This is a genomic window from Natronosalvus rutilus (assembly GCF_024204665.1).
In the GTDB taxonomy this organism is placed as follows: domain Archaea; phylum Halobacteriota; class Halobacteria; order Halobacteriales; family Natrialbaceae; genus Natronosalvus; species Natronosalvus rutilus.
On the sequence record NZ_CP100355.1, the window covers coordinates 1,920,897 to 1,946,848 of the forward strand.

Below are 25,952 nucleotides of genomic sequence, written 5' to 3' on the forward strand. Positions count from 1 at the left end.
TTCGAGAACGAACGCGTGATAGATAGATGACACTCGTGAACCGGGGAACCACGGACGAACAGGGGGTTTGGGAAGGATGGATCAATCAGGATTGAGTCGACGACGAATACTTGCAGGGGTCGCCCTCGCTGGCAGTGCCGGAGCGCTCACCGGTGTCGGGACCGGCGCCGTCCTCGCCGATCGAGTACGGTTCGAGAACCGACTGTCAGCGGGTACACTCGACCTTCGCGTCGGGTGGAACGGCGGCTCGAGCGCGGGAACGGTACCGCTCGAGATTGAGTTCTCGGACGGCGCAACCGGCGGCGAGGAGATTCTTCGGGTGTCACTCCCCGACGACGGCTCGAACAACCAGGCATACGCCTGGTTGGGGGCGACCTGCCCCACCGAATCGGCGCTCCTCGAGCATCTCTCACTCACGATCTCGTACGCCGATTGTACGGACGAAACCGCGCTTGACGGTAGCGAACTCGTCTCGGGTTCGTTGCTGGAGGTGGCCGAAACGCTCACGGGTGGGGTCGCGCTCGACGGAGGTCGAAGGGCGTCAGTAGGTGACGAGGATCGGGCCTGCCTCCAACCCGGCAACGAGTTGTGTCTCCTCCTCGAGTGGGTACTCGACCCCGAGTACGCTGGCGAGGAGACCACCGCATTCGAATTCCGGTTCGTGGGCCAGCAGTGTCGTCACGGGGACGCCACGGCGAATCCGTTCACTGCTCGGAAGTGTGACGCGGCGGAGGATTACCACGGAATAAGTCACGTCGAGATCTACGTCTGCGACGACGAGGAAACGCCCGAATTGGCAGGCAAACTCGAACTCAGCGAGAGCGGCTACTGTAGCCAGGACGGAATTAGTGCGAACTCGATTGAGGTCGGGCAGTATGTCCTCTATCCGGACGGTGACGCGTGTGACGAGCCAACCGGCTACTTCGTCGACGTGAGAGCAACCCGAACGAACGAGGACGGCGAAACGATCGGCCTCGCGTTCGAGCTCATGACCGACGACGGCGGAGTTGATCCGGAACTGTGTCGCGTTGACGTAAAGGGTGGACCGGGCGTCGAGACCTACGATGGGGACGACTTCGACGGAAATGCGACGAACGGCGTGCTCACAGCGTCAGCGAAGTCGTCGAACGGAGGACAGCCATGACCGAGTCAAAGAGCGATCCGTCGACCGGAATCGCGCGACGACTCGAGACGTTTCGGAAGCGAATCCCCTGGTGGCGACTCGCGAATTTCGTCGGATTACTCGTCTTGCTGACGGTCGTCCTCCCGTTCGTCGTCTACGCGGTGCCACAGGTCGTCGGCGCGAATCAGAGCTACGTGGTTCTCTCCGGCAGCATGGAACCCACGATCAGCCCCGGCGACGCGATCATCGTCGAGTCGGTCGAACCGTCGGCGATCGACGAGGGAGACGTCATCACGTTTACCCGGGATGGGAACGCCTACACCACGACCCATCGCGTCACCGAGATACGCGACTCAGAGGCCGGTCTCGAGTTCCGGACGAAAGGCGATGCGAACGCTCAGGCCGATCAGGCGCCCGTGGCGGCCTCGCAGGTCGAGGGTCGCGTGGCATCGATCGGTGGCGTCGCTCTCGTGATCCCGCTCGTCGGTAACGTCGTCCAGTTCGCGGGTACGACGGTCGGATTCGGCGTGCTGGTCGTCGTTCCGCTCGGCGCGCTCGTGCTCACAGAGGCCTGGAACCGGCGTTCGGAAACCGGGGCGAGAGACGGGGCCGGGGACGCCCAGTCCGGATCGGAGCGTGGCTGGCTTACGCTCCAGCCCGCCGACCTCAAACTGACGCTCCTCGTGACCAGTGCGTTCGCCGCGTACAGCGTCTGGATTGCCTCGATCGTGCTCTCGTTCTGGACCATCGCCGTGGCGGCCAGCACCGTCACGGCCTTCCTGTTACTCGCGAGGCTGTACACCTCGAGCGGAGGTGTCCGATGAACCGTCACGTCGTTCTCTCGCTCTGGCTTCTCGCGGCGCTGATCGCGGCAGTCGCGAGCGGCGGCGCCACTGTAGCCCTCTTCAGCGACGAGGCGAGCGTTCCAGTCGAGGTTTCGACCGACGTTCGCGAACCCGAACACGAAACGGCGAGCAACGACAGCGTGTCGTCGTCTGCCTCCTCGAACACGGCCGGCGAGAACGCGACGAGCGACATGGCGGAACCGGCGAACGATTCGAGCGGCCAAAGGGCGTCGAACGGTCTCGATAGTGTTGCCATCGATAGTAACAGTACTGCAGACGCCGACGACACCAACGATACGGATGAGGACGTCTCGCAAACGTAACGCTCGCCTCGACTTGACGGCGACCTCGGATTGATCCAGCGGATCCTCGAGAACCCATCGGGGTGTGGCCAGAGCCGGGCGCTGGGAACCGCAGAAACCCTACGACACTCGGGCGACTCGAGGGACGAATTCGTCGATCGGCGACGAGGGAACCCTTAAGCCTTATCCCGTTCGTTTCGAAACGACAGACCATGGACGAGGACACTGGACGGGACGACGATTTGGAACGGACCAAGCAGACGGGTGGGGAGGAACAGCCGTCGAACGTGGCCGAGGCATCCCTGGAGGGCGACTCGAGCGAACCGACGCCAGACGACGACCCGAGCCAATCGAGTCCAGACGACGACTCGGAGCAAACGCCAATGCCCGGCGTCCCCGAACCCGACGCCGTCGACGAGGACGACGAGATCCCGGCCGACGTCCAGAAGTACGCCCGCTTCCAGAAGATGGACGGCGCCCAGTACGACCGGGTCAACGAGTTCCTGCGCGACCGGACGTACGTCACCGCCCGCGAGTGGGCCATCGCCCGACTCTGTTCGGACTTTCGGACCGAGACGGGCGTCGAGATGACCAAAATCGGCGAGAACCTGCCCGAACTCGTGCCGTTCATGACCGACACCTACACGCCTCAGGCGGTCAACCAGGCCCGGTCGTCATTCGAGGAGAAGGTCCGAAAGTCGGGCGCGACCTTCCTCTACGGCGCGATGTGTGACTTCTTCACCGCGGAGGAACTCGACGACGTGATGTACGAGGCCACCGAGGTCGCGAAGTTCCTCCTGGAGGTCGAGGGCGTCGACCTCTCCGTCGAGGACGAACTGGAGGCCGAAGAGCGCATCTCGAGCGTGATGCGCGAGGTTCGCGAGGCGAGCAAGGAACTCCGGGAGGAGGAAACGTAGGCGACCTACAGGCCGGCTGTGAAACGACTTCTCGACGAATCTCCTCGACGCGCTGTGGTCGGAAATCGGCCGCTCAGCAATTAGGCCAGGTGAAAGAGGTTGCGGAGCGTTCGGTCGTGGTCGCGTTCGGTACCGGGCGGAGGCCCAGCGGCTGTGCGATCCCCCTCGAGTACGGTGAACTCGCTCGAGCCACACGAGCAGCCGTTTCGCTGCCCGATCGGGCTGACGGTTCCATCGGGGTTCACGTGGGAGGCGTACACATTCCCGCAATTGGTGCACTGTGCGATGACCTCAGAGAGTTCGTTTGGGTCGGTCATGACACGCACACCTACCACGGCCGTAACACAGTGTCTTTTGACAAACTCATCAAAACGTGCCACTCGGGCGCCTGGGGACAGGGAGACCGTAGGATCAACAGAGAACACGATGACGCCCCGTCGATGGCTTGAGGGACGGCATCGAAACGGGGCCTTCATTCGGAGCCGCCCTCGGCCCGCACTGATTGTTCCTTTTCCATTGTACGACGGACGCTTTCGCCGTTCGTGGCGTTCAGCGTTCGTGCCGACGAGAATATCGAGCGCTGTTCGTAACGGAAAACGGGGCCAGATCGCGTTCGCCCCCAATGGTCGCCGTACTGGACCGGGTGTTCACTTTCACGTAATCGAGCCGTTTCGGGGAGAAATTTGGTTCAATTGCCCCGCCAAAACCTGACTCCTTTTGCCGCATCGGATCGGTCCTGTGGCGCTGGACGTCGGCATGAGCGGTTTACACTGCGATTTAACGGCGGATTGAGCACACTACCGAATACGCTCTGTGAGACCGTATCTACCAGGACACTTCGGGCGAGCTCCCGATTTCGAACGGAGGAATCATTACCCCTCTCTGTCCGTGCGTTTCAGGTGGAAATGCGTCCGTTACGGTGGCGGCCGTCTGCTCGGTGAAGAAATCAACAGTTACAGATCGAATTCGATAGACGAGAGAAGCGCCGATACAGCCATTTTTGAGTCCGCACGAGGTATTATTCACCGACTGTTTTCGAAAAGAAGTGAAACGAACGAACTTACTTATACGAAACCTTGGCCAAACAACCGACCGCCCAACCTGGGCTGAGAGACATGAGAGAAGAACGAGACCCAGACGACGGAAGACGGTCATTCATGAAGAAGAGCGCGTTAGCAACAACCGCCCTGGCTGTCGGTGCCGGTGCCAGCACGAACGTGGCGGCTCAAGATGACGAGGAGGACGGTGAAGGACTCCAGGAAGGAGAAGTCGTCATCCACGGCCGCGATTACTTCCCGGACGCCGATTTCACGGTCCTTGCGGAAATGGACTCGGGAACTCGAGACACCCTCGTCGAGGCACTCGGCGACGAGTTCGACAACGATTGGGACGTGTACATTATCCAGGTCGACATCGGTACGGGCGGCCCGTTAGGACACATCTTCGTCGACGAAGACGAGGCGCAAGTGAGCGAAGGTGATACGGCAACGATGTCGACTGACACCGTGTCGTTCCGCAATCCGGAGCTGGACCTGCTCGAACTCGATATCGGCGCCGCCAGTGGTGGAGGCGCTGCAGCAGACGAGGAGGAGGAAGAGGAGAACGGCGCCGGCGGCGGAAACGGCGGCGGCGCTGGGAACGAAACCGAAGATGGTGCCGGAAACGGCGGCGGCAACGGCGGCGGCAACGGCGGCGGCAACTGACGCGATTACCCTCGTCTCAGATTTTTTCTTTCGAACCTCGAGGATCAGTCGATGCTGCGAGCGGCCCGAAACGGGAGCCGTGGACGGACCTGTGCGCGCTCGTACTCTTCACACTCGTAGAGCGACACGTCTTTCCCACCGTGGGCGACACTGTGGTGTATGAGCACCGAGCCAAAGCAGGAACTCACCAGCGTCGACCTCGCGGCGCTCGTCGGTGAACTCGGATCCTACGAGGGGGCCAAAGTCGACAAGGCCTACCTCTACGGCGACGACCTCGTTCGCCTCAAGATGCGTGACTTCGACCGCGGCCGGGTCGAACTCATGCTCGAGGTCGGCGACCGCAAACGCGTCCACACCGTCTCGCCCGAACGGGTGCCGGACGCGCCAGGGCGCCCGCCGCAGTTCGCGATGATGCTCCGAAACCGGCTCTCGGGGGCGGACTTCGTCGGCGTCGAGCAGTACGAATTTGACCGCATCCTCGAGTTCGTCTTCGACCGCGAGGACGGGATGACGCGGATTATCGTCGAACTGTTCGGCCAGGGCAACGTCGCCGTCACCAATCGCGAGTACGAGGTGATCGACTCTCTCGAGACCGTTCGGTTGAAGTCCAGGACGGTCGTTCCAGGCTCGCGATACGAGTTCCCGGAGTCTCGCGTCAATCCGCTCACCGTCTCGCGGGAGGCGTTCGATCAGCAGATGGACGACTCCGACACGGACGTCGTCCGGACGCTCGCGACCCAGCTCAACTTTGGCGGCCTCTATGCCGAGGAACTGTGTACCCGCGCGGGCGTCGAGAAGACCCTCGACATCGAGGACGCGAGCGAGGACGAGTACGAGCGGATCTACCAGGCCATCGAGCGACTGGCGCTCGACCTTCGAAACGCCACTCTCGAGCCGCGGGTGTATTTGGAGGGCGAAGGGAACGACGGCAGCGGTGACTCCGAGAGTAACGACGAAAACGGCGACAGCGGCGGCGACGGCAACAGCGACGACGTGGATGCGGAACGCGACGACGAGACGAACGCCCACGTCGTCGACGTCACCCCGTTCCCGCTCGAGGAGCACGAAGGCCTCGCCAGCGAATCCCACGAGACGTTCAACGGCGCCCTCGAGGAGTACTTCTTCCGGCTGGACCTCGATGCCGACGAACCGGATCCGCGCGATCAGCGTCCGGACTTCGAGGAACAGATCGCCAAGCACCAGCGGATCATCGACCAGCAAGAGGGCGCAATCCAGGGCTTCGACGAGCAAGCCGAAGCCGAGCGCGAGAAGGCCGAGTTGCTGTACGCCCACTACGGCACGGTCGACGACCTCCTGTCGACCGTTCGTTCGGCCCGCGACGACGGCGTTCCCTGGGGCGAGATCGCCGGCCGACTCGACGAGGCCAAGGAGGAGGGAATGGACGCTGCCCAGCCATTCGTCGACGTCAACGGGAAGGAAGGGACGGTGACGATTCGCCTCGAGGGCGACCCCATCACGCTCCTGGTCGAGGACGGCGTCGAGAAGAACGCTGACCGGCTCTACACGGAGGCGAAACGCATCGCCGAGAAGAAGGAGGGCGCGCTGGCGGCGATCGAGGACACCCGCGAGGAACTCGCGGAGATCGAGCGTCGGCGCGACGAGTGGGAAACCGACGACAGCGACGAGGAGGCGGCTGACGAGGAGGGCGACGACGAACGCGACTGGCTCGCCGAACCCTCCGTCCCGATTCGCCAGAACGAGCAGTGGTACGAGCGGTTCCGGTGGTTCCGGACCAGCGACGACTACCTCGTGATCGGGGGTCGAAACGCCGACCAGAACGAGGAACTCGTCAAGAAGTATCTCGAGCGCGGCGACCGCGTGTTACACACGCAGGCTCACGGGGGGCCGGTCACGGTCCTGAAGGCCACCGATCCCAGCGAAGCGTCCTCGGGCGACATCGAGATTCCCGACTCGAGCGTCGAGGAAGCGGCCCAGTTCGCGGTCTCGTACTCCTCGGTCTGGAAGGACGGGCGCTACGCGGGCGACGTCTACGTCGTCGACTCCGACCAGGTGTCGAAGACGCCCGAGAGCGGCGAGTACCTCGAAAAGGGCGGGTTCGCGATTCGCGGGGACCGGACCTACTTGGACGACACGCCGGTGGGCGTCGCGGTGGGTATCCAGTGTGAGCCGTACACGCGAGTCGTCGGCGGGCCGCCGTCGGCGATCGAGGGCCAGGCGGTGACGACGATCGAGGTCGAACCCGGACGGTTCGCCCAGGCCGACGCCGCGAAGCGCATCTATCGCGAACTCCGCGAACGCTTCGCGGACGAATCGTTCGTCCGAAAGATCGCGAGCCCCGATCAGATCGCACACTTCCTGCCCCCGGGCGGGAGCCGCTTGCTCGAGGAGTAGCGTTCGGCGCGCGGTCCCGTTCGTGGGATCAGGAGAAGTACCTCGACTTCGACCGAGACCTCGAAGGGTCGGGTCGTCGGTCGTCCGTACCCAGCTACGCCTCGCTGTGGTGTGACTGGCTGCCGCAAGCGGTGGAGGAGTCACATTCGGGGCGCGGGGTGAGTTGGACCGACTCGGGCCCGTCGAGGTGCACCGTGTACCGGCCGTACTCGAACGAGATGGAGGTGGAATCGTTCGTCGATCGAAGAACGTCCTCGAGCGCACCGACGTCGACTGCGTCGTGGAGCGGTGGGTCGACGTCGAGCGGGTCGATACCCTCTCGCGTGGCGATGGCTTCGATGATCCGGTAGCCGATATCGTGGTCCTCCTGCATATTTCTGGTGGCTACAACCGACGATAAATATCCCATTGATTGTGTGGTGACAGGAGTCTGACGTTCGTCATGCTCCTGCCAGACGCCGCTGGATCGAGCGTGTGCCACAGCGGACGGAGCCGAACACGTACGATTCGCCCTCGAAATCCGGCACCACTTGACCGAGTGGGGTGACTTATGCACGCTCGAGCCAAGTGGCGACCATGAGCAGCGACGACGCGTTCGACCACGGAAAAGACGAGCGGTTGACCAGCCGCGACGTGACCGAGGGGGCCGACCGGGCGCCCCACCGGGCGATGTTTCGGGCGATGGGATTCGACGACGAGGATTTCGGCTCGCCGATGATCGGGGTAGCGAACCCCGCCGCGGACATCACGCCCTGTAACGTCCACCTCGACGACGTGGCCGACTCGGCGCTCGACGGGATCGACGAGGCCGGCGGCATGCCAATCGAATTCGGCACGATTACCATCTCCGACGCCATTTCGATGGGAACCGAGGGGATGAAGGCCTCGCTCATCTCGCGGGAACTCATCGCCGACAGCGTCGAACTGGTCAGTTTCGGCGAGCGGATGGACGGCCTCGTCACCGTCGCCGGTTGCGACAAGAACCTCCCGGGGATGATGATGGCTGCGATCCGCACCGATCTCCCCTCCGTCTTCCTCTACGGCGGGTCGATCATGCCCGGCCAGCACGAGGGCCGGGACGTGACCATCGTCCAGGTATTCGAGGGCGTCGGAGCGTACGGAACCGGGGAGATGGACGAGGAGGAACTCGACGACCTCGAGCGCCACGCCTGCCCCGGCGCCGGCTCCTGTGGCGGGATGTTCACGGCGAACACGATGGCCTCGATTTCGGAAGCGCTCGGGCTGGCTCCGCTGGGAAGCGCCTCGCCACCAGCCGAGGACGAAGAGCGATACGAGGTCGCCAGACGCGCGGGCGAACTCGCTCTCGAGTGCATCGAGGAAGAGCGGCGCCCCTCGGACATTGTCACGCGCGAGTCCTTCGAGAACGCCATCGCCCTCCAGACCGCCATCGGGGGGTCGACCAACGGCGTCCTCCACCTCCTCGCGCTCGCCCGCGAGGCCGACGTCGACCTCGAGATCGGCGACTTCGACGAAATCTCGCGGCGGACCCCAAAGATCGCCGACCTTCAGCCGGGTGGCACGCGCGTGATGAACGACCTCCACGAACTCGGGGGCGTCCCGGTCGTCCTCCGCCGACTGCTCGAGGCCGACCTGCTCCACGGCGACGCGATGACCGTCACCGGCCGAACGATCGCCGAGGAACTCGCTCACCTCGAGGAAACCGGCGACCTGCCGGCGAACGATGGCGACCTCGAGGCGGACTTCCTCTACACCGTCGAGAACCCGAAGGAGGAAGAGGGCGCGATCAAGATCCTCGATGGCAACCTCGCCCCCGACGGCGCCGTGTTGAAGGTGACCGGGGACGACGCCTTCCACCACGAGGGGCCAGCCCGGATCTTCGAGCACGAGGAAGACGCCATGGCCTACGTGCAGGAGGGCCACATCGAGAGCGGCGACGTGATCGTCATCCGCAACGAGGGCCCGCGCGGCGGTCCCGGCATGCGCGAGATGCTCGGCGTCACCGCGGCCGTCGTCGGCGCGGGTCACGAGGACGACGTCGCGCTCATCACCGACGGCCGGTTCTCCGGGGGCACCAGGGGCCCGATGATCGGCCACGTCGCCCCGGAAGCCTTCGTCGGCGGGCCCATCGGCCTGCTCGAGGACGGGGACGTCGTCACGGTCGACATCCCCGACCGAACCCTCGAGGTCGACCTCGACGACGCGGAACTCGAGGACCGACGCGAGGCGTGGGACCGTCCCGACCCGGTCTACGACGGGGGCGTCCTGGCGAAGTACTGTCGGGACTTCGACTCGGCGTCGAACGGCGCCGTGACGAATCCGCGGCTCACTCGAGACTGAGCGGGTGCGGGCGGCGTTCTCTCACCGACTGACGTCCGTTTCGCTGAACTATCTGTTCGCATAGACGCTATGTGACCATCGACCCTCGACCCCGCCATCGTATCAGGAAATCGTGGTGAATATTGAAATTCCCAGGCATCGTCTGCAGAACCGGGGTGATCGCCTTGCGCGAGCACAATCGCGTCATGGCCGTGTGCGAACGCTGCGAGTCGGTATACGCAGCGAAACAGCTCCAGAGCGGTCGTATCCGCCCGATCGGAACGCACTCCTGTCGGTGTGGATCCGAACACTTCCGAGCGATCAGGTGAACTGATTCGCCACAACAATCGCGAACGCCCCTTTCACTCCGTGACGACACACTCGACCAGCCGACGGTCTGGCGTGTAACGTTATTGCCCGCACTCGAACATGCAACAGGTACTGTCCACCCTCGAGCATACAGCGTGTGGCCGATACCGACCCTTGTCTCGACCATCGTAGGTGAATCGATAGCGTTGATACGTCGATACAACCGGCACGGACAGTTGTGTTGGGGAGTTGTTATTATATTGTTATTGACTCCAAATTAGTTCGAGTGTACTTTTATATACGATGGTGATCATCATTGCCTTACTTAATTTACTATTCACTTAACATATGGCTGTCTCGACCGAAACGTTCATCTTTGAGTGAGTGTCACGTGAAAACGGATGTCACGGGACACGCACCCAGTTGACAGACGAACAGTGTTGAAAGCAGTGGGCGGCACGCTCGCGACCGCCGGGGTCTCCGGGCTGGCAGCGGCAGACCCGGACGACGTCGTCGAAGTCAACGTCGGCTTCTCGAACGGCCGCGGTCGAACCGCGGCGCTCGAGGCGGCCTCGGACACGGTTCGCGAGTTCGCGTTCGACGCGGTGACGATTCGAGTACCCAAACGCGCCGTCTCCGGGCTACAGAGAAACCCCAACGTACGATACGTCGAGGAGAACGGCGAGATGCACGCGCTCGCACAGTCCACTCCATGGGGGATCGACCGCGTCGACGCGGACGTCGCACACGACAACGGCGAGACCGGCGCCGGGGCCGACGTCGCGATTCTCGACACCGGAATCGACTCCGATCACCCCGATTTGCAGGCTAACCTGGGCGACGGCCGGGCGTTCGTGAGTTGCAAAGGCGGCCCGAATTCGTGTGGCCAGGACTGGGACGACGACAACGACCACGGCACCCATTGTGCGGGCACCGCCGACGCCGTCGACAACAACGAAGGGGTCGTCGGCGTCTCCACCGAGGCGACGCTACACGCGGTCAAGGTCCTCGATAAGCGCGGAAGCGGATCGTTCTCCGACATCGCGGCCGGTGTCGAGTACGTCGCCGACCAGGGCTGGGACGTCGCCAGCCTAAGCCTCGGCGCGAGTTCCGGATCTCAGGCCCTCAGAGACGCCGGTCAGTACGCGTACAACAACGGCGTGTTGCTCGTCGCTGCTGCGGGTAACGACGGGCCGTGTTCTGACTGTGTCGGCTACCCGGCCGCCTATCCGGAGTTCATCGCCGTCAGCGCGACCAGCGCGGACGACTCGCTGGCGAGTTTCTCCTCGACCGGTTCCGAGGTCGAAATCGCCGCGCCCGGCGAGGACGTCAACTCGACGGTCCCCGGCGGCGGGTACGACACGTTCTCCGGGACCTCGATGGCCTGCCCGCACGTTGCCGGCGCGGGCGGCCAACTGATGGCCAACGGCTACACGAACACCGAAGCCCGCCAGCAATTGAAAGACACGGCCGAGGACATCGGGCTCTCGGACAACGAGCAGGGAAGCGGCCTGCTCGACGTCGCCGCGGCGCTCGGTCTCTCGAGCTGAACGGATCGGTCCCCGTTTCGTCGTCGCTCGGTACGCGACTCGTTTTCAGTGAGACGACGAGGACGTCGTGAACTCGAGGGCGTAAACGGGTGAACGAATCCGGAATGGAATCAGACGTGGTTCTTCTCGTGGTCAGTCGTCGTCTTCGGCCATCACCCAATCGGGAATCGTCTCGCGTCCTGCCGTCGCGTGGCATCGAAACCGAGCGCAACGTGAACCGCTTCGCCACCATGTCGTAGAGGAAGACGAACGTCCCGAGGATGATCAACGTGTCGCCGGGGAGGCGAACCCAGAAGAGGAACTGGACGATGTCGCTGTTGTAGAACTCGAGGCTTTCAGCGTCGACAGGATCGTATCTATCCGGAGGCGCTTCGGTTCGCCATCCTGGTCGAACTCGAGTTCGGCGCCGTGCTCGGCCAGCCACTTCTGGAAAGGCGAGCACTCGACGATGCGCTCCGCCAAGCCCATGATGTGTTGGATACGATCGGCGTAGCTCTCGATGCCGTACTCGATGTTCTCGACGAACGACGGATTTCCTCCCGGTGCTTCGGGACCCGGTAAGAGACCTTTGCATGTTCGATCACGGCTCGATGCATAGCCCTGCCGCTCATGGATTTGTTTGCGTCAGAATATGAGACCGCCGAGATTGAGCAAACTCGAAGAGTTTGCGATGTACGTCGGTCTCACGATTGAGTGAGCAGCGCGAATGAAAGAGTGGGACCGCCGAGAGTCGAACTCGGGTCCTACGGACCCCATCCGCAGAGGATACCACTACCCCACGGTCCCGCATCTCGAACGATGCGCGTGTGTCGTTTAAGGGTATCGCTTCGGGGGCAGGGTGTGACTCCTTCGCTCGCCCCCACCAACCCGTCGCCCCACCTGACACCCACCAGGAGCGCTACCGACGGGGGGAACGTTTTTCTCGTCGGGGTTCAACCTCCGCACATGAGTGATTTCGACCTCGACCTGCGAACCGTCGAGGAACACATCGACGACGAACTCGAGCTCGAGGGGAGCATCCTGCTGGACGTCCTCGACGGCTCGAAAGACCCCGAAGCGTGGCTCGAGGCCGTCAACGCGGGCAACGTCCTGGTACTGAACGTCAACGGCGACGTCAACGAACTGGCGGCGGGCTTCGCTCGAGACATCAAGGAAGCGGGCGGCACGTTAGTCCACTTTCGGGGCTTCTTGATCGTCGCGCCCCCGGGCGTCGACGTGGACACGAGCCGCCTCTAAGCGAGTTCCGTTTTTCAGTCCTCGAGCACGGTCAGGTGGTGGCCATCGGGGTCGCGCGCAATGAGCCGAGAGTTGGATCGCTCGAGCGAGCAAACCCACTGCTCGAGCGCGGCTTCGACGGCGTCCAGGTCGTCCGTCTCGAATCCCAGGTCGACGTGGACACCGCCTCTGGCGTCGGCCAGCCCCAGTTGCGGTTCCCAGAGTTCGAGCGCGACGGGGCCGTTCATCCGAACGCGACGGCGATCCGAGCCGCGGTCGACGGTCTCGAACCCCAGACGCCCGTAGCGGTCCTCGGCGTCCTCGAGTGACGCGACCTCAAGGACGACCTCGAACACGCCGTCGATCCCCGGCCCTCGAACGTCGCCCTGGCCCAGTTCTACGCAGTTGCCGTCGGGGTCGTAGAGGTAGAGCGAGCGAGCGTCCCCGAAGGTGTGCTCCTGGAGGTCGTGTTCGTCCTCGAGTGCGTCCCACCAGTCGTCGTACTCGGCGACCGGGATCGAGCAGGCGAAGTGGGTATGAAGCCCGCCGCGCGGAAGTCCCGTCGGTCGCCGGAGGATCAGCTCCGTGCCGCCAGCGTCGAGCGTGACCGCTCGTTCGTCGTCGCTTCGCGCGTCGTTCACGTGCCGAGCGAGGGGTCGATTCGCGACCGACAGCTCGAGGGTCTCCTCGTAGAATCGGCGTGCGGGTGCGAGGAACTCGACTTCCAGCCCCAGCCAGGCCAGCCTGGTCAGCATACGGCCGAGTACGCCGGATGGCCTCAAAGTCCCATCGCTGCCTCGAGCATCTGTCCTTCGGTCGACCTGTTTGTTCGCCTGTATGACGTTTATATTCGTCGCGTTCGAAGGGCTACTCATGAGCTTTCGTGTCGACGAGAGTGAGACGGCCCTCCAGGAGATCGACCGATTCGACGGCGGCGTCGGCTGGATCGCTCATCCAGAGGAGGCGATGAAGCGGGCCAGCCACGCCCTCGAAATCGACGGCGAAGTCTGGGTTTTCGACCCCGTCGACGCCGATGGGGTCGACGAACTGCTCGCGTCGCTCGGTGAGGTGGCCGGTGTCGTCGTCATGCTCGACCGACACAAGCGCGACGCGGGAGCGATCGCCAAACGCCACGACGCCGCGGTCTACCTGCCCGAGTGGTTCGACGGCGTGAGCGAGGAGGTCGGCGCGCCGGTCGTCAGGTTCGGCGACGAACTCGCGGACACGGGCCTCGAGTCGTTCGTGGTGAAGGACGGGCGCTTCTGGCAGGAGGTCGGGCTATACGATCCAGCCCATGGAACCCTGATCGTCCCCGAATCGCTCGGGACCGTGGCGTACTTCCTGGCGGGCGACGAACCGCTCGGCGTCCATCCGATGCGCCGTCTGTCGCCCCCGCGCGGGACGCTCGGCGGCTACCGGCCCGAACGGATTCTAGTCGGCCACGGCGAGGGCATCCACGACGATGCGGCTCGGATCCTGTCGGAGACCCTCGATACGTCGCGGCGGCGGACCCCCAGAGTGTACGCCGGGGCGGTTCGGCAGTTCCTGCCGTTTTGACCCCTGTGAGCCAAACGAAGGCCGCGAGCCAACCCACGACGGGAACAGGTCTATGTAGCTTCCGGGCCGAACTCTGGTCGTAACAGTGGTCTACATCACCCGTGGGCTGGTCGACGTCTTGCTCGAGTTGGCGGCCGACGCCGAGCCGTCGCGAATGACGACGGGCCTCTCCGTCTCGGAGTCATCGACGCTCGAGGGCGTCGATGCCGGTGGGATCCCCGCGGAGACGCCGGTGTTCACCGACTTCTTCCTGCCCGATCCCGGCAACGCGGTCAACGCCGTCTTCGGCGTCAATCTGTCGACGCCGGCCAGGGAGACCCAGGGTCGGTTCGTCTCCCACCCGACCGGCGAACTGCTGGTCACGCGACGGGACGACCTCGCGGAGGTCGTCTTCGTCGCCGTTCCGCCGTGGGAGCCGACCCCCGAGTCGTTCGCCGCCTTCGACCGGGCCGGCGAGCGACTGCCGCTCGAGATCGTCGACGCGGAGCCGCCGGTGGAGTCACTCGAGTAACCTGTCGTCTGACATCGCCGTTTTCGGACACGTGGTGCCGTTTTCAGGGCTTATGGCACCGTTCTCGGGACGCATGGCACCGTTCCCGAGGGCCGTGCCACCCTATTCGAGGCTCGTCGACGAACCCACCCAGCCCAAAGGATTACTCCGGAAACAGCTCTTCCCGCCGCTCGATCGCGTCGATCGCGTCGATGTCGACGGACTCGAGATCGATTCTGGCTGCTTCGAGGTTGGCCTCGAGGTGGTCGCGACTGCTGGCTTTCGGAATCGCGTGGACGCCGTCGTGAGTGAGGACCCACGCGAGTGCCACCGCCTCGGGCGTCGTTTCGTGCTTCTCGGCGACCGCTACGACGGGCTCGAGGTCGCGTACCCGACCACCGGCGAGCGGGGAGTAGGCGACGACGGGGTACTCGTAGCGTCGAGCGTGCTCAAGCAGGCCCGGAGACCGAAAGAGCGGGTGGAACTCGACCTGGTGGGCAGCGATCGGGGCCACGAGGATCGATCGGGCGGTCTCGAGTTCCTCGCGTGTGAAGTTGCTCAGGCCGACGTGTTCGATCCAGCCGCGCTCGCGGAGGCTGTCGAACGTGCGGAGCGTCGCCTCGGGGTCGTAGGTCTCGATCGGTCGGTGGACGTACAGCAGATCGATCGTCTCTACCCCCAGGCGCTCGCGGCTCGCGTCGGTGCTGTCGATCACGTCGTTGGGGGCGAGGCTGTCGGCCCAGACCTTGGTGGCGATGGTGAGCTCGTCTCGCGGGACGTCGCTCCGGGCGATTCCCTCACCGACGACGGCCTCGTTGCCGTAGATCTGTGCGGTGTCGAGGTGACGGTAGCCGACCTCGAGGGCGGTCGCGATCACGTCAGGGTCCTCGATGCCCATCGTGCCGAGGCCGATCGGTGGCAGGTCCATGTGATGACTATCGGCCGGCAGTATTTCGGTGTCCCGGTCGGCTATCCGGGCCTCGCCTTTCGCGCCGTCTTGGGCCGCCCGAGACCACCGTCTTCTTAACCGTGCGTTTCGATCCTCGAGTAATGAGTATCCCCTCCTTCGTCATCGGGATCGCCGGGGGAACGGGCGCCGGGAAGACGTCCGTCGCCCGCGACGTCGCCGAGGCGGTCGGCGAAGCCGTCACTCGAATCCCCGTCGACAACTACTACGAGGACCTCTCGCATCTCGAGTACGAGGAACGGACCGAGGTCAACTACGACCACCCCTCGGCCTTCGAGTGGGAACTCCTGCGCGAGCAGCTCGATACGCTCTCGATGGGGCAACCGATCGAGATGCCCCAGTACGACTTCGAGCGCCATAACCGGATGGACGAGACGGTCACCGTCGAGCCCACGGACGTCATCGTCGTCGAGGGGATCCTCGCGCTGTACGACGACGTGATCCTCGAAATGCTCGACCTCTGCGTCTACGTCATGACCGACGCCGACGTCCGTATCCTCCGGCGGATCCAGCGGGACGTGATCGACCGCGGCCGGAACCTGGAGGGCGTCATCGACCAGTACCTCGAGACGGTCAAGCCGATGCACGAGCGCTTCGTCGCGCCGACGAAGAAGCACGCGGACGTCATCATCCCCGAGGGGGTCAACCGGATGGCGATCGACCTGCTCACCGAGAAGATCGAGTCGGAGCTCTCCGAGGAGTTCGAACCGCGAGAGCCACTCGAGACGCTGGATCACGACTGAGCCGCCGTCATCCTCATTTCTCGTTCCAGCCGCGACGACTCGACCGCGGTCAGTCGTCGGCCGGCGCTCCGCCCTCGCCGACCGGTTCGACCTCAGCCGCGGCCGCCTTGTACTCCGGAATCTTCGCCAGCGGGTCCAGCACGTCGTTCGTCAGCGTGTTCGCCCGCGCGTCGGAAAAGTGCGGGGTGGTCCACACGACGCCCTCCTTGATGTCCTCGGTGACGTTCGCCTCGAGGACGATCTCGCCGCGACGGGACCGGAGCACGACGTACTCCCCGTCCTCGATTCCCCGGTTCGCGGCGTCGGCGGGGTGGACGTCGACGAAGTTCTCGGGGGTCTTCCGGCGAAGCGTCGGCGACCGGGTGCTCATCGTCCCCGTGTTGTAGTGTTCCTCGAGGCGGGCGGTCGTGAGCACGAGCGGGAACTCGTCGTCCGGAACCTCGTCGGGCGCCTGGTGGCGAACGCCGCGGACGACGCCGAGGCCGTCCTCGGTATCGAAGCTGTCGGCGTAGAGGTACTGGTCGCCCTCGTCGCCCGGTTCGTAACAGGGCCACTGGATGCCCTCGCGGCCGATGCGGTCGTAGGTCATGCCGTGATAGATCGGACACACCTCCCGGAGTTCCTCGAAGACGGCTTCGGGGCCGTCGAAGTCGAATCCCGAACCGAAGAGTCGGGTACCGACGTCACAGAGGATGTCCAGGTCGTGGCGGGTGTTTCCGGGGACGTCGGTCACCTTTCGCATTCGCTGGACGCGCCGGTCGGTGTTGGTGACCGTGCCGCCGCGTTCGGCCCACGACGTGGCGGGCAGTATCACGTCCGCGAACTCCGCCGTGTCGGTCATGAAGATGTCCTGGACGACGAGGAACTCGAGGTCGGCTATGCGTTTTTCGACCTCGAGGGCGTCGGGTTCGCTCATCACCGGGTTCTCGCCCATGACGTAGAGTCCGTGGACTGAGTCGCCGATGGCGTTCGAGACCTCGACGTTCGTCAACCCCGGTTCGGGCGGAATCTCGAAGCCCCAGACCGATTCGACCGCCTCCCGGGCTTCGTCGTCGTCGACGTTCTGGTACCCTGGCAGGACGTTCGGCATCGCGCCCACGTCGCAGGTGCCCTGGACGTTGTTCTGGCCGCGAAGCGGGTTGACGCCCGTGCCGGGCCGCCCGACGTTGCCGGTGATCAGTGCGAGGTTGACCTCGTTTTGCACGTTGTCGACGCCGCAGGCGTGCTGGCTCATCCCCATGCCGGTGAAGATGGCGCCGTTTTCGGCCTCGGCGTAGATCCGGGCGGCCTCCTGGATGTCCTCGAGCGGAACGCCACAAGTGTCGGCGGCCGCCGCCGCGTCGAAGTCCGCGAGGGTCGCCTCGAGGTGGTCGAACCCTCGCGTTCGTTCCTTCACGAAGTCCTCGTCGTACAGCCCCTCCTCGAGAATCGTGTGCAGGACGACGTTCAACAGTGGGATGTCGGTTCCAGGTTCGAGCTGGAGGTGAATGTCCGCGTCCCGACTCGTCTTGTTCGCGTGCGGGTCGACCTGGATCAGCGTCGCCCCGTCGCGGACGGCCCGCCGGAAGTAGTTGCTGTGGGCGATGACGTGTTGCTCGGCGGGGTTCGCCCCCTGGACCCAGTAGACGTCGCCGTGGCTCTCGAGGTCGGCCATGCTGTTGGTCATCGCGCCCGCCCCCAGGCTCTGCCGGAGCGTGTAGACGGTCGAGGCGTGACACATCCGGGTGCAGTTGTCGACGTTGTTCGTCCCGTAGCGGCGGGCGAGTTTCTGGAGCAGGTAGTTCTCCTCGTTCATCACCTTCGAGGAGCCGAAAAAGCCCACCGCGTCGGGGTCGTGTTCGTCGCGGATCCGCTCGAGTTCCGAGACGGTCAGTTCCAGAGCCTCGTCCCAGGTCGCTTCGCGGAACTCGCCGTCTTCGCGAATCAGCGGCGTTTTCAATCGGTCCTCGTGGTTTACCACCTGCGGCGAGGCCCCGCCCTTGATGCACAGCGCGCCCTCGTTCACGGGCGCGTCGAACCACGGCTTCAGGGACACCTCACCGGGCTCCTCACCCTCCTGTAAGGTGAGCCCGCAGCCGACGCCGCAGTACGGACAGATCGTCTCGACGCCCTCGTTCTCGGAGCTCATACTGTCGATTGCTACCATTACACGTATCAGTCTTTGGGAGTCTCGAGCGGACAGTCACCCGACGGGATGGATCGACGTGATGGATCGCCGGGAATCGCTAAAACCGTCCGTTCGCTCCGGCAACGGTTTTTGTCGGTTCGGACCGTCGGTCGACTCGATGGACGGACCTGCAATCGGGGAACTCGAGCGAGCGGCCGTCGCCTACAAGGAGTACGAGCCGTTCGCGACCGTCGAGGACGAGCGTCTCGAGACGCTGCCCATGGCGTTCGCCGACGGCTCGTTCCTCTGGAAAGACGTCGAGTGGGTCGTTCGCTGGTACTCCCGACGCACCCGCTCGAGCGAGCCACACCCGGCGGAGTCGGCGTTTCGAGAGAACGGGTGGGACAACCTCCAGACGGCGATCGAGACGACCGTCGACGCCGCGAGAGTGGACAACACGAGGGCGGCGCTCGAGGCGTTGACCGCGCTCGAGGGCGTCGACGTGCCCGTCGCCTCGGCGTTTCTGCACTACGTCGACCCCGAACGCTACATCGTCGTCGATCAGCAGTTGTGGACCGCGGTGGCCGAACGCGGCTCGCTCGAGGCGCCCCCACCCGACCCAATCGACGCCAACGCCTATCGGCGCTACCTCGAGTGCTGTCGAGCATTCGCTCGCGACCACGACCTCGGACTGGTGTCGCTGTACCGGGCACTCTGGCGACTCGGAAGCGATGGACTGGCGTAACGAGTGCACCGTTCGAGCGGGGAGCCCGAGGCCTCGAGGGAAAACACCATACGTTTCGTGCCCGTCGTACGGGTATGTCGAACGACAGAACGACGGTCGGAGACGTCATGTCCAGTCCGCTGGAAACGATTTCGAAGGACGCGACGGTGATGGACGCCGCCCAGCGAATGCGCGACGGGGACATCAGCGCCCTGGTCGTCCCGACCACGCCGCGAGCGATCATTAGCAGTACGGACGTACTCGAGGCAGTCGCGCAGGGACGGAACGTTGCGGAACTGACAGTGGCCGACGTGATGACGACCGACGTCGAGACGGCCACCCCGGATCTCTACATGGAGGAAGTCGCCGCGATGATGACGACGTACGGAATCAAGCACCTCCCGGTCGTCGACGGCGACTACGTCGGCATGGTCTCCTCGACCGACGTGACCGCTCACCTCTCCGAGTCTCCACGTTGAACTGGACTCGAGACTCCTCACGCTAACACCGAGTCCCGGAATCCCGTTGAAACCGGAACTCACTCGAGGACGGCCACCAGCGGCTCATCGCGGATCATGCTCGTGAGAACGACCGTAGAGACCCGGCCCTCGCTCGCCCCGCCGTCCTCGAGAATCGCCTCCCCGATGGCTCGAGCGGTCTCGAGGTCGCCGTCGTCGTCGACCATGTTCACCACCGGAACGAAAGAGGTGTCCTCGGGAACCCGTTTCAGCCCGCCCCCGGGATGGGTGAGGACGGTCGCGACGTCCGTCGGCGTGATCGGCTCGCCAGCGCTACGGCCGGTGAGGTCGGCAACGCGCTCCGGTCGATGGACGGTCTCGGCGTCGAGAGGTCGCCCGACGGCGTGACAGCTGGCGATAGCGAGAACGGTGTCGGCCCTAGCCGGGATCTGCGGCTCTCGTTCGTCCGGTGCCTTCAACAGTCGCGTCCGGGCACCGTCGGCCTTGACGAGTACGTGGTCGACGCCGTCGACGTCGGCCATCGCGTCGATTTCATCCGGTTCGTATCCTCGATAGCGGTCGCCCCTGTCGCGTTCGGGAACCAGTCCGAGGGGCCAGGCTGACTGGTCGCTCTCGACACCGTCGACATCGTTCTCGAGCCTGCCGTCGGCGGCGCGCTCGAGACGAGCCTCGAGCTCGCCCACGGGGTCGGGCGTGAGCACCACGTCGGCCACCCGCTCGTCGAAGATCGGAATCCGAACCGTCGCCGTCAGTACGGCGCGCTCGAGGCGGTCGGCGAGCGTGTAGAGCGTCGACTTCTTTCCACCGGCGCCGACGACGGCCGTTACGCCGGTATCGGCCTGAAGTGCCTGGACGAGCGCGTCTGTCATGACTCGAGGGTGGGTAGGAGCAGGCAAAAATCTAGGCGAATGCCGACCCTCCGAGCTGTGCACCGATCACCGGCCCGTGTACCAGTCACTCGAGCCAGGTCAACGCCGTCGCCGCCCAGGTGTAGCCCGTGCCGGCGGCGAGGAAGCAGACCAGGTCACCTTCCTCGAGCAGCCCCTCCCGACGACCGTCCTCGAGGGCGAGGATCTGGTCGACGCTCTGGACGTGTCCGTAGGTGTCGAGGTAGACGCCGTCGGTCGCCGGATCGAGCCCCAGTTCCTCGAACAGTAGGTCGTGAAACGACCGCTTCATGTGGGTGACGGCGACGAAATCCAGGTCGTCGCGGGCGAACCCGGAACGCTCGAGGGCGGTGTCCGCTACCTCGAGATAGTTCGGGAGAGAGACGGGTGCCAGCCGTTCTTTCATCCCGTCGGGGTCGGGCACGTCGAGGGTGTGTCGCCCCGCGGCGACGCTATCCTCGCTGGCGGGCTTGAGCGAGCCGCCCGCGGGCATGATCACGTCCTTCGAGAAGGAGCCGTCCGTGAGGGCCGCGCTCTCGTGGACCAGTGCCCGTGCTCGGGAGCCGGGATCGGTCTCGAGGACCATCGCGCTGGCCCCGGAGCCGAAGTTGAACATGAACGAGGACTGCTCGTTCTCGTAGTCGACCAGGTCCTCCTCGCGACTGCCGGCGACGAGCAGGGCGGTTTCGAGGTGGTCGACCTGGAGCTGGGCTCGCGCCTGTCGGATCGCGATGGGCGCCCCGGCACAGAGGGTGTAGCTCTCGGTGGCGAAGGCGTTCTCCGCGCCCAGCCGTTCGGCGACGTTGGCCGCGGCCGACCAGACGACGTGATCCTTGAACTCGCTGCCGTGGTAGAGCACGAGGTCGACGTCCGCGGTGTCGCGGTTGGCCATCTCGAGGGCGTCCTCCGCGGCGGCCACGCACATGTCGGTGACGTGGTCGTCGTCGGGCGGACAGACGCGCTTCTCGCGGACGCCCATCTTCTCGACGATGACCGACTCGGGAATCCCGCTCTGGGCGGCAATCTCCTCGCCGGTGACGACTTCGTCGGGGAGGTAGCGGCCGTAGCCGGTCAGACCGACGGTCGTCATCGCGGATCACCTCGCGCGGGGGAAGGGTCGACTCGAGTCCAGTACCAGTGGCCGATCGGGCGGTCGTGATACCGTGACCGTAGTCGTGGTGTGGTAAAACGTGGAGTCATCGTCGGTAGCGCTCGAGGTGGGCCGGCAGTCGGTTCGCGACGGTCCCGCCGAGTCGGTCGCGGATCGACCCGAGCAGGCCGTTGGGGACGAACAGGACGAACAGCACGAAGACGATTCCCAGGTACAGCGGGGCGCGTCCGTCGATCGCCGTGTTGATCACGTCGAGGAACGTCACGCCGGCGACGTCTGCATTCAGGACGCTCTCGGGGAGACCGCCCCGGAGGTACGGCGCAAGCCCGCCCTGCTGGGAGGAGAGGACGTCCTCGAGCCACTCGAAGGTAAACGCACCGAAGAGCGGTCCGGCGAGCGTCCCGATGCCGCCGATGATCGTCACGATGAGCGCGTCGGCCGTGACGAGGAAGTAGAACGTCGTGTCGGGGGAGGCGCTGCTCCGGTAGGCCGCGAACAGCGCGCCGGCGATGGCGGCGAAGAAGGCGCTCATGGCGAAGGCGGCCATCTTGTACCAGAAGACGTTGTAACCGACGGCGCGGGCGCGTTCCTCGTTCTCCCGGATGGCGATCATCACGCGACCGAACGGCGAGTGGACGATTCGCTGCATCGCGAAGTACGAGAGAACGACGATGATCCCGATGGCGTAGTAGGAGGTCATCGTGGCCGAGACGTCGATGCCGGTTCCGAGGACGTTCTTGAAGTTGTCACCAGCGAGCCGTCCGAGCGCGATCGACAGGGAGTCGACGTAGGGGACACCCACCTCGGGGGTCGGCCCAGCGAGATTCGGTCCCTGCTGGGGGTTCGAGCCGACGTAGTCCCAGTTGCGCACGAGCTGGTAGAGCACCTGAGCGAAGCCGAGGGTGAGCATGGCGAAGTACACTCCCGACAGCCGGAAGGAAACCGCGCCGATCAGCAGCGCGAGGACGACGGCGAGCAGGGCGCCCAACAGCATCGTCAGCATGAACGGCGTGCTGTCGGGGAGACCCGGCACCTTCCCGTTGGCCACGAGGACGATGAAGTACGCCCCGATGCCGTAGAACGCGGCGTGACCGAACGAGAGGTAGCCCGTGTAGCCGCTGACGAAATCGAAGCTCATCGCGAACAGCCCCAGGAACAGCATCGCGATCAGGAACGTCGTCGCCGGGAGGAACGCGTCGAAGAACGCGCCTGGATCGACGATTCCGACGCCGACGTCAAGCGCTGGAAACCCAGTCAACGGGCCGTAGACGATCGGGTACACCGCGAAGAACGCGATGACGGCAATGTGTGCCAGGTGATCGCGGAGGTACTGGCGAGGCCAGTCGCTTCCGGCGCGATTGCCACCTCGAGGTTGCGTATCGCGCTCTCTGCCTGCCCCCTCGTCGTGCTCCTCGACGGCCTCGGTCTCGAGGTCGGACGAGGAGCTAATGGCCGCCCACCTCCTCGACGCCGTACAGTCCCTGCGGGCGGATCACGAGGGCGATCACGAGCAACAGGAATAGCGTCACCTCGGAGAGGCCCGGGAAGGGCACGGTTCCGGAGGTGAATAACCACGTCGTCAGCGAGTCCGCCAGCCCGACGATCAGCGCGGCGACGACCGTTCCCTTGAACGAGCCCAGTCCGCCGATAACGACGACGACGAACGCGTACAGGAGGACCTCGAGGTTGAGCAGCACGCTCGGCCCGGCCGTCGGGTCCCACATGAGGAAGACGCCGCCGACGGCTGCGAGGCCGGTTCCGAGGCCAAAGACGATGGTGAACGCCCGACGGACGTCGATCCCGAGAGCCTCCACCATCTCCGAGTCCTCGCTGCCGGCCCGGATGTAGAGGCCGTACAGCGTCCGGGTCAGGAACGCCCAGACGACGACGGCCAGGATTGCGCCGGCGACGATGGCGAACAGGTAGAACCCGCGGATCCGGGCACCGAACAGCGTCAGTAGGATCTCCGACGGCGCGTCGAGTGCCGACGGAATCGTCGCCTGCGCCCCGGACCATTTCGGCTCGGGCTGGATACCGCGAGCGGTGGCGACGATTCTGGCGACCTCTTCGAGGATCAGTCCCACGCCGAAGGTCAACAGGATCTGGTACATCGGCGTCCGGTCGTAGATCGGACGGACGAGGCCGACCTCGAGGGCGGCGCCGACGGCCGTCAGCAGAGCGAAGACGACGGCCACGACGATCACGAAGAAGACGATCCGGGTCGCCGCGCCCGCGCTCGAGGCGACGAGCAGGACCATCAACACGCCGCCAACGTAGGAGCCGACCATGGCGAACGCACCGTGGGCGAAGTTCAGCACGCCCATCAGTCCGAACACGAGGGTGAGGCCGATGGCGATGATGAAGTAGATCGACGCCTTGCCGAGGCCCTCGATGAGGATGCGGGCGACCGTGTCGAGCCCCTCGAGCGGGGCGACAGCGGCGACAGAAGCAAATGTTCCGATCCACTCGAGCGGGAACGAGGGATCGAGCAGTCCGACGACACCGGGACCGAACCCGATCTCGAGCATCGTCAGGAGCGAGACGAACAGTGCGTTCGTGCCGAGTGGGAGGGACGAGAACGAACTGATCGTGCCGAACGAACCGATCGTACCGAACGTACTGATCATGCCGAGAGATACCTCCGTATCTGTTCGTCGTCGGCGGTGACGCCCTCCGTCGAACCCGACTCGACGACCGTGCCGTGATCGAGCAGGTAGAATCGGTCGGCGAGGTCCATCGCCAGCGGGAAGTTCTGCTCGACCAGCACCATCGTGGTGTCCGCGGAGACGTCGCGCAACGCCTCGACGACCTGGTCGACGATCAGCGGGGCTAACCCCTCACTCGGCTCGTCGACCAGGAGAAGATCGTTCCCGCCGACGATCCCGCGGGCGATGGCCAGCATCTGCTGTTGCCCGCCGCTCAGGTTCCGGGCTTCCTTCTCGCGGAAGCGCTCGAGGTCCGGGAACAGGTCGAACATCTCGTCTCGCAGCACGTCGAAGTCGCCTTCCGGGCCGACAGCGACCCGCAGGTTCTCCTCGACGCTGAGGTAACCGAACATCCGTCGTTCCTCGGGCACCCAGCCGATGCCGCGGGTGGCGACCTCGTGGGTCGGGAGGCCGGTGACGTCCTCGCCCGCGTAGCGAACCGTGCCCTCCCGCGGCGGCGTCAACTGGAGGATCGTTCGCAGGGTCGTCGTCTTCCCGACGCCATTGCGTCCGATCAGGGCGACGACTTCGCCCTCCTCGACGTGCAGATTGACGCCCTGGAGGATGTGGCTCTCGCCGTAGTACGTGTGGACACCCTCGAGTTCGAGCAGGCTCACGACGCCACCCCCGTCGAGGAATCGTTCTCGTCGTCAGTTCGGGACGCTCCGCCGCCGCTGCCTTCTTTGCTGTCGCCGTCGCCGTCACCGTCGTAGCCCCCCAGATACGCCTGCTGGACGGCCTCGCTCTCGCGAACCGTCTCGGGCTCGCCATCGGCGATCAACTCGCCGCGGTTGAGCACTGCGATGCGGTCGCTGATTCCCATGACGACGTCCATGTTGTGCTCAATCAGCATGACCGCGTGATCGGCGGCGACGTCCTCGATGATCGCCGTCACCTGGTCGACATCCTCGCTCGAGACGCCCGCGGTCGGTTCGTCGAGCAACAGCACGTCCGGGTCGCCGGCCAGTGCGATGCCAATCTCGAGGTTGCGCTTCTCGCCGTGGCTCAGGTTCTGGGCGGTCCGGTCGCCTTCCGCGGCGAGGCCGACCCTCTCGAGGATGGACTCGGCCTCGGCGTAGTGATCGTCGAACGCGCCGACGTTGCGCCAGAACTGCCAGGAGTCGTTGCCGCGGTGGGCCTGGACGGCCACGCGGACGTTCTCGAGGACCGAGACGGTCGGGAAGACGTTCGTAATCTGGTAGGACCGGTGCAGGCCGAGTAGCGCCGTCTCGTGGGGCGGGGCGTCGGTGATGTCGACCCACTGCTTAGACTCGTCACTGGTTGTTGCGGTCGGTCCGCCGTCGGTTGCGGTCGGTCCGCCGACGTCGCCGTTACTTGTCCCATCACCGCCACTCGGCGCGAACTCGACTGTCCCCTGCGTCGGCTCGAGCACGCCCGTCAGCAGGTTGAAAAACGTCGTCTTCCCGGCCCCGTTCGGCCCGATCACCGAGCAGAGTTCGCCGGCCTCGAGGCTGAAGTCGACGCCGTCGACGGCGGTGATGCCGCCGAACTCCTTCGTCAAATTGGTCGTCCGGAGCACCATGACG

Annotated in this window: 25 protein-coding genes, 1 tRNA gene and 1 pseudogene; 14 read left to right on the forward strand and 13 right to left on the reverse strand. The window is 64.8% G+C overall.

What is annotated here, in order from left to right:
• Positions 1-76 precede the first annotated feature (76 nt).
• From NGM29_RS09300 to NGM29_RS09315, 4 genes are all read left to right on the forward strand, one after another.
• Positions 77-1,144, forward strand: a complete 1,068-nt coding sequence (locus NGM29_RS09300; RefSeq protein ID WP_254155677.1) for a hypothetical protein — start codon at positions 77-79, stop codon at positions 1,142-1,144.
• Positions 1,141-1,947 (forward strand): signal peptidase I, encoded by an 807-nt coding sequence (locus NGM29_RS09305; RefSeq protein WP_254155679.1) that lies wholly within the window; start codon positions 1,141-1,143, stop codon positions 1,945-1,947. Before NGM29_RS09300 ends, NGM29_RS09305 begins: the two co-directional genes overlap by 4 nt.
• Positions 1,944-2,291, forward strand: coding sequence for a hypothetical protein (locus tag NGM29_RS09310; protein WP_254155681.1), 348 nt, complete (start codon positions 1,944-1,946; stop codon positions 2,289-2,291). Before NGM29_RS09305 ends, NGM29_RS09310 begins: the two co-directional genes overlap by 4 nt.
• A 191-nt stretch (positions 2,292-2,482) precedes the next feature.
• On the forward strand, positions 2,483-3,187 hold the full coding sequence (locus NGM29_RS09315; RefSeq protein WP_254155683.1) for a DUF5806 family protein: 705 nt from the start codon (positions 2,483-2,485) through the stop codon (positions 3,185-3,187).
• Positions 3,188-3,267: 80 nt separating this feature from the next.
• On the opposite strand, the gene NGM29_RS09320 is transcribed toward NGM29_RS09315, so the two are convergent.
• Positions 3,268-3,504, reverse strand: a complete 237-nt coding sequence (locus NGM29_RS09320) for a hypothetical protein (RefSeq protein ID WP_254155685.1) — start codon at positions 3,502-3,504, stop codon at positions 3,268-3,270.
• Positions 3,505-4,344: 840 nt separating this feature from the next.
• Here NGM29_RS09320 and NGM29_RS09325 point away from each other — a divergent pair.
• The gene (locus NGM29_RS09325; protein WP_254155687.1) at positions 4,345-4,890 is read left to right on the forward strand and encodes a calcium-binding protein; all 546 of its coding nucleotides are present in this window, start codon (positions 4,345-4,347) and stop codon (positions 4,888-4,890) included.
• A gap of 159 nt (positions 4,891-5,049) precedes the next feature.
• Complete coding sequence (gene rqcH, locus NGM29_RS09330) at positions 5,050-7,263, forward strand: ribosome rescue protein RqcH (protein WP_254155688.1); 2,214 nt, start codon at positions 5,050-5,052, stop codon at positions 7,261-7,263.
• 94 nt (positions 7,264-7,357) lie between these two features.
• Here the strand turns inward: rqcH and NGM29_RS09335 are convergent, their stop codons facing one another.
• The gene (locus NGM29_RS09335; RefSeq protein ID WP_254155690.1) at positions 7,358-7,636 is read right to left on the reverse strand and encodes a HalOD1 output domain-containing protein; all 279 of its coding nucleotides are present in this window, start codon (positions 7,634-7,636) and stop codon (positions 7,358-7,360) included.
• 203 nt (positions 7,637-7,839) lie between these two features.
• Between NGM29_RS09335 and ilvD the strand changes: the two genes are divergently transcribed.
• Both ilvD and NGM29_RS09345 read left to right on the forward strand, forming a co-directional pair.
• Positions 7,840-9,582, forward strand: coding sequence for a dihydroxy-acid dehydratase (gene ilvD, locus NGM29_RS09340; protein WP_254155691.1), 1,743 nt, complete (start codon positions 7,840-7,842; stop codon positions 9,580-9,582).
• Positions 9,583-10,271: 689 nt separating this feature from the next.
• Positions 10,272-11,420, forward strand: coding sequence for a S8 family peptidase (locus tag NGM29_RS09345; protein WP_254155693.1), 1,149 nt, complete (start codon positions 10,272-10,274; stop codon positions 11,418-11,420).
• A 312-nt stretch (positions 11,421-11,732) separates the two neighbouring features.
• On the opposite strand, the pseudogene NGM29_RS21595 reads toward NGM29_RS09345, so the two are convergent.
• Positions 11,733-11,986: pseudogene (locus NGM29_RS21595) on the reverse strand (DUF7845 domain-containing protein); the annotation flags it as partial.
• Positions 11,987-12,135: 149 nt separating this feature from the next.
• Positions 12,136-12,206, reverse strand: a tRNA-Pro gene (locus NGM29_RS09355).
• A 159-nt stretch (positions 12,207-12,365) separates the two neighbouring features.
• On the opposite strand from NGM29_RS09355, the gene NGM29_RS09360 reads away from it, so the two are divergent.
• Positions 12,366-12,656, forward strand: coding sequence for a DUF5779 family protein (locus tag NGM29_RS09360; protein ID WP_254155696.1), 291 nt, complete (start codon positions 12,366-12,368; stop codon positions 12,654-12,656).
• A 14-nt stretch (positions 12,657-12,670) separates the two neighbouring features.
• Here NGM29_RS09360 and NGM29_RS09365 read toward each other — a convergent pair whose 3' ends face one another.
• Positions 12,671-13,390, reverse strand: coding sequence for a VOC family protein (locus tag NGM29_RS09365; protein WP_254155699.1), 720 nt, complete (start codon positions 13,388-13,390; stop codon positions 12,671-12,673).
• A 118-nt stretch (positions 13,391-13,508) separates the two neighbouring features.
• Here NGM29_RS09365 and NGM29_RS09370 point away from each other — a divergent pair, with 118 nt between their 5' ends.
• On the forward strand, positions 13,509-14,192 hold the full coding sequence (locus NGM29_RS09370; protein ID WP_254155701.1) for a hypothetical protein: 684 nt from the start codon (positions 13,509-13,511) through the stop codon (positions 14,190-14,192).
• An 85-nt stretch (positions 14,193-14,277) separates the two neighbouring features.
• On the forward strand, positions 14,278-14,703 hold the full coding sequence (locus NGM29_RS09375; RefSeq protein ID WP_254155703.1) for a JAB/MPN domain protein-containing protein: 426 nt from the start codon (positions 14,278-14,280) through the stop codon (positions 14,701-14,703).
• Between the two features lie 142 nt (positions 14,704-14,845).
• Here NGM29_RS09375 and NGM29_RS09380 read toward each other — a convergent pair whose 3' ends face one another.
• Positions 14,846-15,610 (reverse strand): aldo/keto reductase, encoded by a 765-nt coding sequence (locus NGM29_RS09380; RefSeq protein ID WP_254155705.1) that lies wholly within the window; start codon positions 15,608-15,610, stop codon positions 14,846-14,848.
• A 122-nt stretch (positions 15,611-15,732) separates the two neighbouring features.
• On the opposite strand from NGM29_RS09380, the gene udk reads away from it, so the two are divergent.
• On the forward strand, positions 15,733-16,392 hold the full coding sequence (gene udk / locus NGM29_RS09385; RefSeq protein ID WP_254155707.1) for a uridine kinase: 660 nt from the start codon (positions 15,733-15,735) through the stop codon (positions 16,390-16,392).
• A gap of 49 nt (positions 16,393-16,441) precedes the next feature.
• On the opposite strand, the gene fdhF is transcribed toward udk, so the two are convergent.
• Complete coding sequence (fdhF, locus tag NGM29_RS09390; RefSeq protein WP_254155709.1) at positions 16,442-18,520, reverse strand: formate dehydrogenase subunit alpha; 2,079 nt, start codon at positions 18,518-18,520, stop codon at positions 16,442-16,444.
• A 157-nt stretch (positions 18,521-18,677) separates the two neighbouring features.
• Between fdhF and NGM29_RS09395 the strand changes: the two genes are divergently transcribed.
• A complete protein-coding gene (locus NGM29_RS09395) occupies positions 18,678-19,244 on the forward strand; it encodes an 8-oxoguanine DNA glycosylase OGG fold protein (RefSeq protein WP_254155711.1) in 567 nt (188 codons plus the stop codon).
• 74 nt (positions 19,245-19,318) lie between these two features.
• On the forward strand, positions 19,319-19,702 hold the full coding sequence (locus NGM29_RS09400; RefSeq protein WP_254155716.1) for a CBS domain-containing protein: 384 nt from the start codon (positions 19,319-19,321) through the stop codon (positions 19,700-19,702).
• A 59-nt stretch (positions 19,703-19,761) separates the two neighbouring features.
• Here NGM29_RS09400 and yqeC read toward each other — a convergent pair whose 3' ends face one another.
• The 6 genes from yqeC to NGM29_RS09430 all read right to left on the reverse strand — a co-directional run bounded on the left by yqeC (position 19,762) and on the right by NGM29_RS09430 (position 25,948).
• Positions 19,762-20,571 carry a selenium cofactor biosynthesis protein YqeC gene (yqeC, locus tag NGM29_RS09405; protein ID WP_254155718.1) on the reverse strand — a complete coding sequence of 270 codons (810 nt, stop codon included), beginning with the start codon at positions 20,569-20,571 and terminating at the stop codon, positions 19,762-19,764.
• 85 nt (positions 20,572-20,656) lie between these two features.
• The gene (locus tag NGM29_RS09410) at positions 20,657-21,679 is read right to left on the reverse strand and encodes a 3-oxoacyl-ACP synthase (RefSeq protein ID WP_254155721.1); all 1,023 of its coding nucleotides are present in this window, start codon (positions 21,677-21,679) and stop codon (positions 20,657-20,659) included.
• A 106-nt stretch (positions 21,680-21,785) separates the two neighbouring features.
• Positions 21,786-23,015, reverse strand: a complete 1,230-nt coding sequence (locus NGM29_RS09415) for a branched-chain amino acid ABC transporter permease (protein ID WP_425499257.1) — start codon at positions 23,013-23,015, stop codon at positions 21,786-21,788.
• 130 nt (positions 23,016-23,145) lie between these two features.
• Positions 23,146-24,228 (reverse strand): branched-chain amino acid ABC transporter permease, encoded by a 1,083-nt coding sequence (locus NGM29_RS09420; protein WP_425499258.1) that lies wholly within the window; start codon positions 24,226-24,228, stop codon positions 23,146-23,148.
• Between the two features lie 95 nt (positions 24,229-24,323).
• Positions 24,324-25,022, reverse strand: coding sequence for an ABC transporter ATP-binding protein (locus NGM29_RS09425; RefSeq protein ID WP_254155731.1), 699 nt, complete (start codon positions 25,020-25,022; stop codon positions 24,324-24,326).
• Entirely contained in the window at positions 25,019-25,948 is a 930-nt protein-coding gene (locus NGM29_RS09430) for an ABC transporter ATP-binding protein (protein WP_254155733.1), read from the reverse strand. Before NGM29_RS09430 ends, NGM29_RS09425 begins: the two co-directional genes overlap by 4 nt.
• Between the last annotated feature and the right edge of the window lie 4 nt (positions 25,949-25,952).

What these genes read in the sequence shown, in the direction of transcription:
- NGM29_RS09335 (WP_254155690.1), bottom strand. Translation starts at nt 7,636, where the DNA reads ATGCAGGAGGACCACGATATCGGCTACCGGATCATCGAAGCCATCGCC.
- NGM29_RS09365 (WP_254155699.1), bottom strand. Translation starts at nt 13,390, where the DNA reads ATGCTGACCAGGCTGGCCTGGCTGGGGCTGGAAGTCGAGTTCCTCGCA.
- NGM29_RS09300 (WP_254155677.1), top strand. Translation starts at nt 77, where the DNA reads ATGGATCAATCAGGATTGAGTCGACGACGAATACTTGCAGGGGTCGCC.
- yqeC (WP_254155718.1), bottom strand. Translation starts at nt 20,571, where the DNA reads ATGACAGACGCGCTCGTCCAGGCACTTCAGGCCGATACCGGCGTAACG.
- NGM29_RS09380 (WP_254155705.1), bottom strand. Translation starts at nt 15,610, where the DNA reads ATGGACCTGCCACCGATCGGCCTCGGCACGATGGGCATCGAGGACCCT.
- NGM29_RS09410 (WP_254155721.1), bottom strand. Translation starts at nt 21,679, where the DNA reads ATGACGACCGTCGGTCTGACCGGCTACGGCCGCTACCTCCCCGACGAA.
- NGM29_RS09325 (WP_254155687.1), top strand. Translation starts at nt 4,345, where the DNA reads ATGAAGAAGAGCGCGTTAGCAACAACCGCCCTGGCTGTCGGTGCCGGT.
- NGM29_RS09430 (WP_254155733.1), bottom strand. Translation starts at nt 25,948, where the DNA reads ATGGTGCTCCGGACGACCAATTTGACGAAGGAGTTCGGCGGCATCACC.
- NGM29_RS09420 (WP_425499258.1), bottom strand. Translation starts at nt 24,228, where the DNA reads ATGCTCGAGATCGGGTTCGGTCCCGGTGTCGTCGGACTGCTCGATCCC.
- NGM29_RS09305 (WP_254155679.1), top strand. Translation starts at nt 1,141, where the DNA reads ATGACCGAGTCAAAGAGCGATCCGTCGACCGGAATCGCGCGACGACTC.
- fdhF (WP_254155709.1), bottom strand. Translation starts at nt 18,520, where the DNA reads ATGAGCTCCGAGAACGAGGGCGTCGAGACGATCTGTCCGTACTGCGGC.
- NGM29_RS09320 (WP_254155685.1), bottom strand. Translation starts at nt 3,504, where the DNA reads ATGACCGACCCAAACGAACTCTCTGAGGTCATCGCACAGTGCACCAAT.
- rqcH (WP_254155688.1), top strand. Translation starts at nt 5,050, where the DNA reads ATGAGCACCGAGCCAAAGCAGGAACTCACCAGCGTCGACCTCGCGGCG.
- NGM29_RS09345 (WP_254155693.1), top strand. Translation starts at nt 10,272, where the DNA reads ATGTCACGGGACACGCACCCAGTTGACAGACGAACAGTGTTGAAAGCA.
- NGM29_RS09360 (WP_254155696.1), top strand. Translation starts at nt 12,366, where the DNA reads ATGAGTGATTTCGACCTCGACCTGCGAACCGTCGAGGAACACATCGAC.
- NGM29_RS09310 (WP_254155681.1), top strand. Translation starts at nt 1,944, where the DNA reads ATGAACCGTCACGTCGTTCTCTCGCTCTGGCTTCTCGCGGCGCTGATC.
- NGM29_RS09400 (WP_254155716.1), top strand. Translation starts at nt 19,319, where the DNA reads ATGTCGAACGACAGAACGACGGTCGGAGACGTCATGTCCAGTCCGCTG.
- udk (WP_254155707.1), top strand. Translation starts at nt 15,733, where the DNA reads ATGAGTATCCCCTCCTTCGTCATCGGGATCGCCGGGGGAACGGGCGCC.
- NGM29_RS09395 (WP_254155711.1), top strand. Translation starts at nt 18,678, where the DNA reads ATGGACGGACCTGCAATCGGGGAACTCGAGCGAGCGGCCGTCGCCTAC.
- ilvD (WP_254155691.1), top strand. Translation starts at nt 7,840, where the DNA reads ATGAGCAGCGACGACGCGTTCGACCACGGAAAAGACGAGCGGTTGACC.
- NGM29_RS09315 (WP_254155683.1), top strand. Translation starts at nt 2,483, where the DNA reads ATGGACGAGGACACTGGACGGGACGACGATTTGGAACGGACCAAGCAG.
- NGM29_RS09370 (WP_254155701.1), top strand. Translation starts at nt 13,509, where the DNA reads ATGAGCTTTCGTGTCGACGAGAGTGAGACGGCCCTCCAGGAGATCGAC.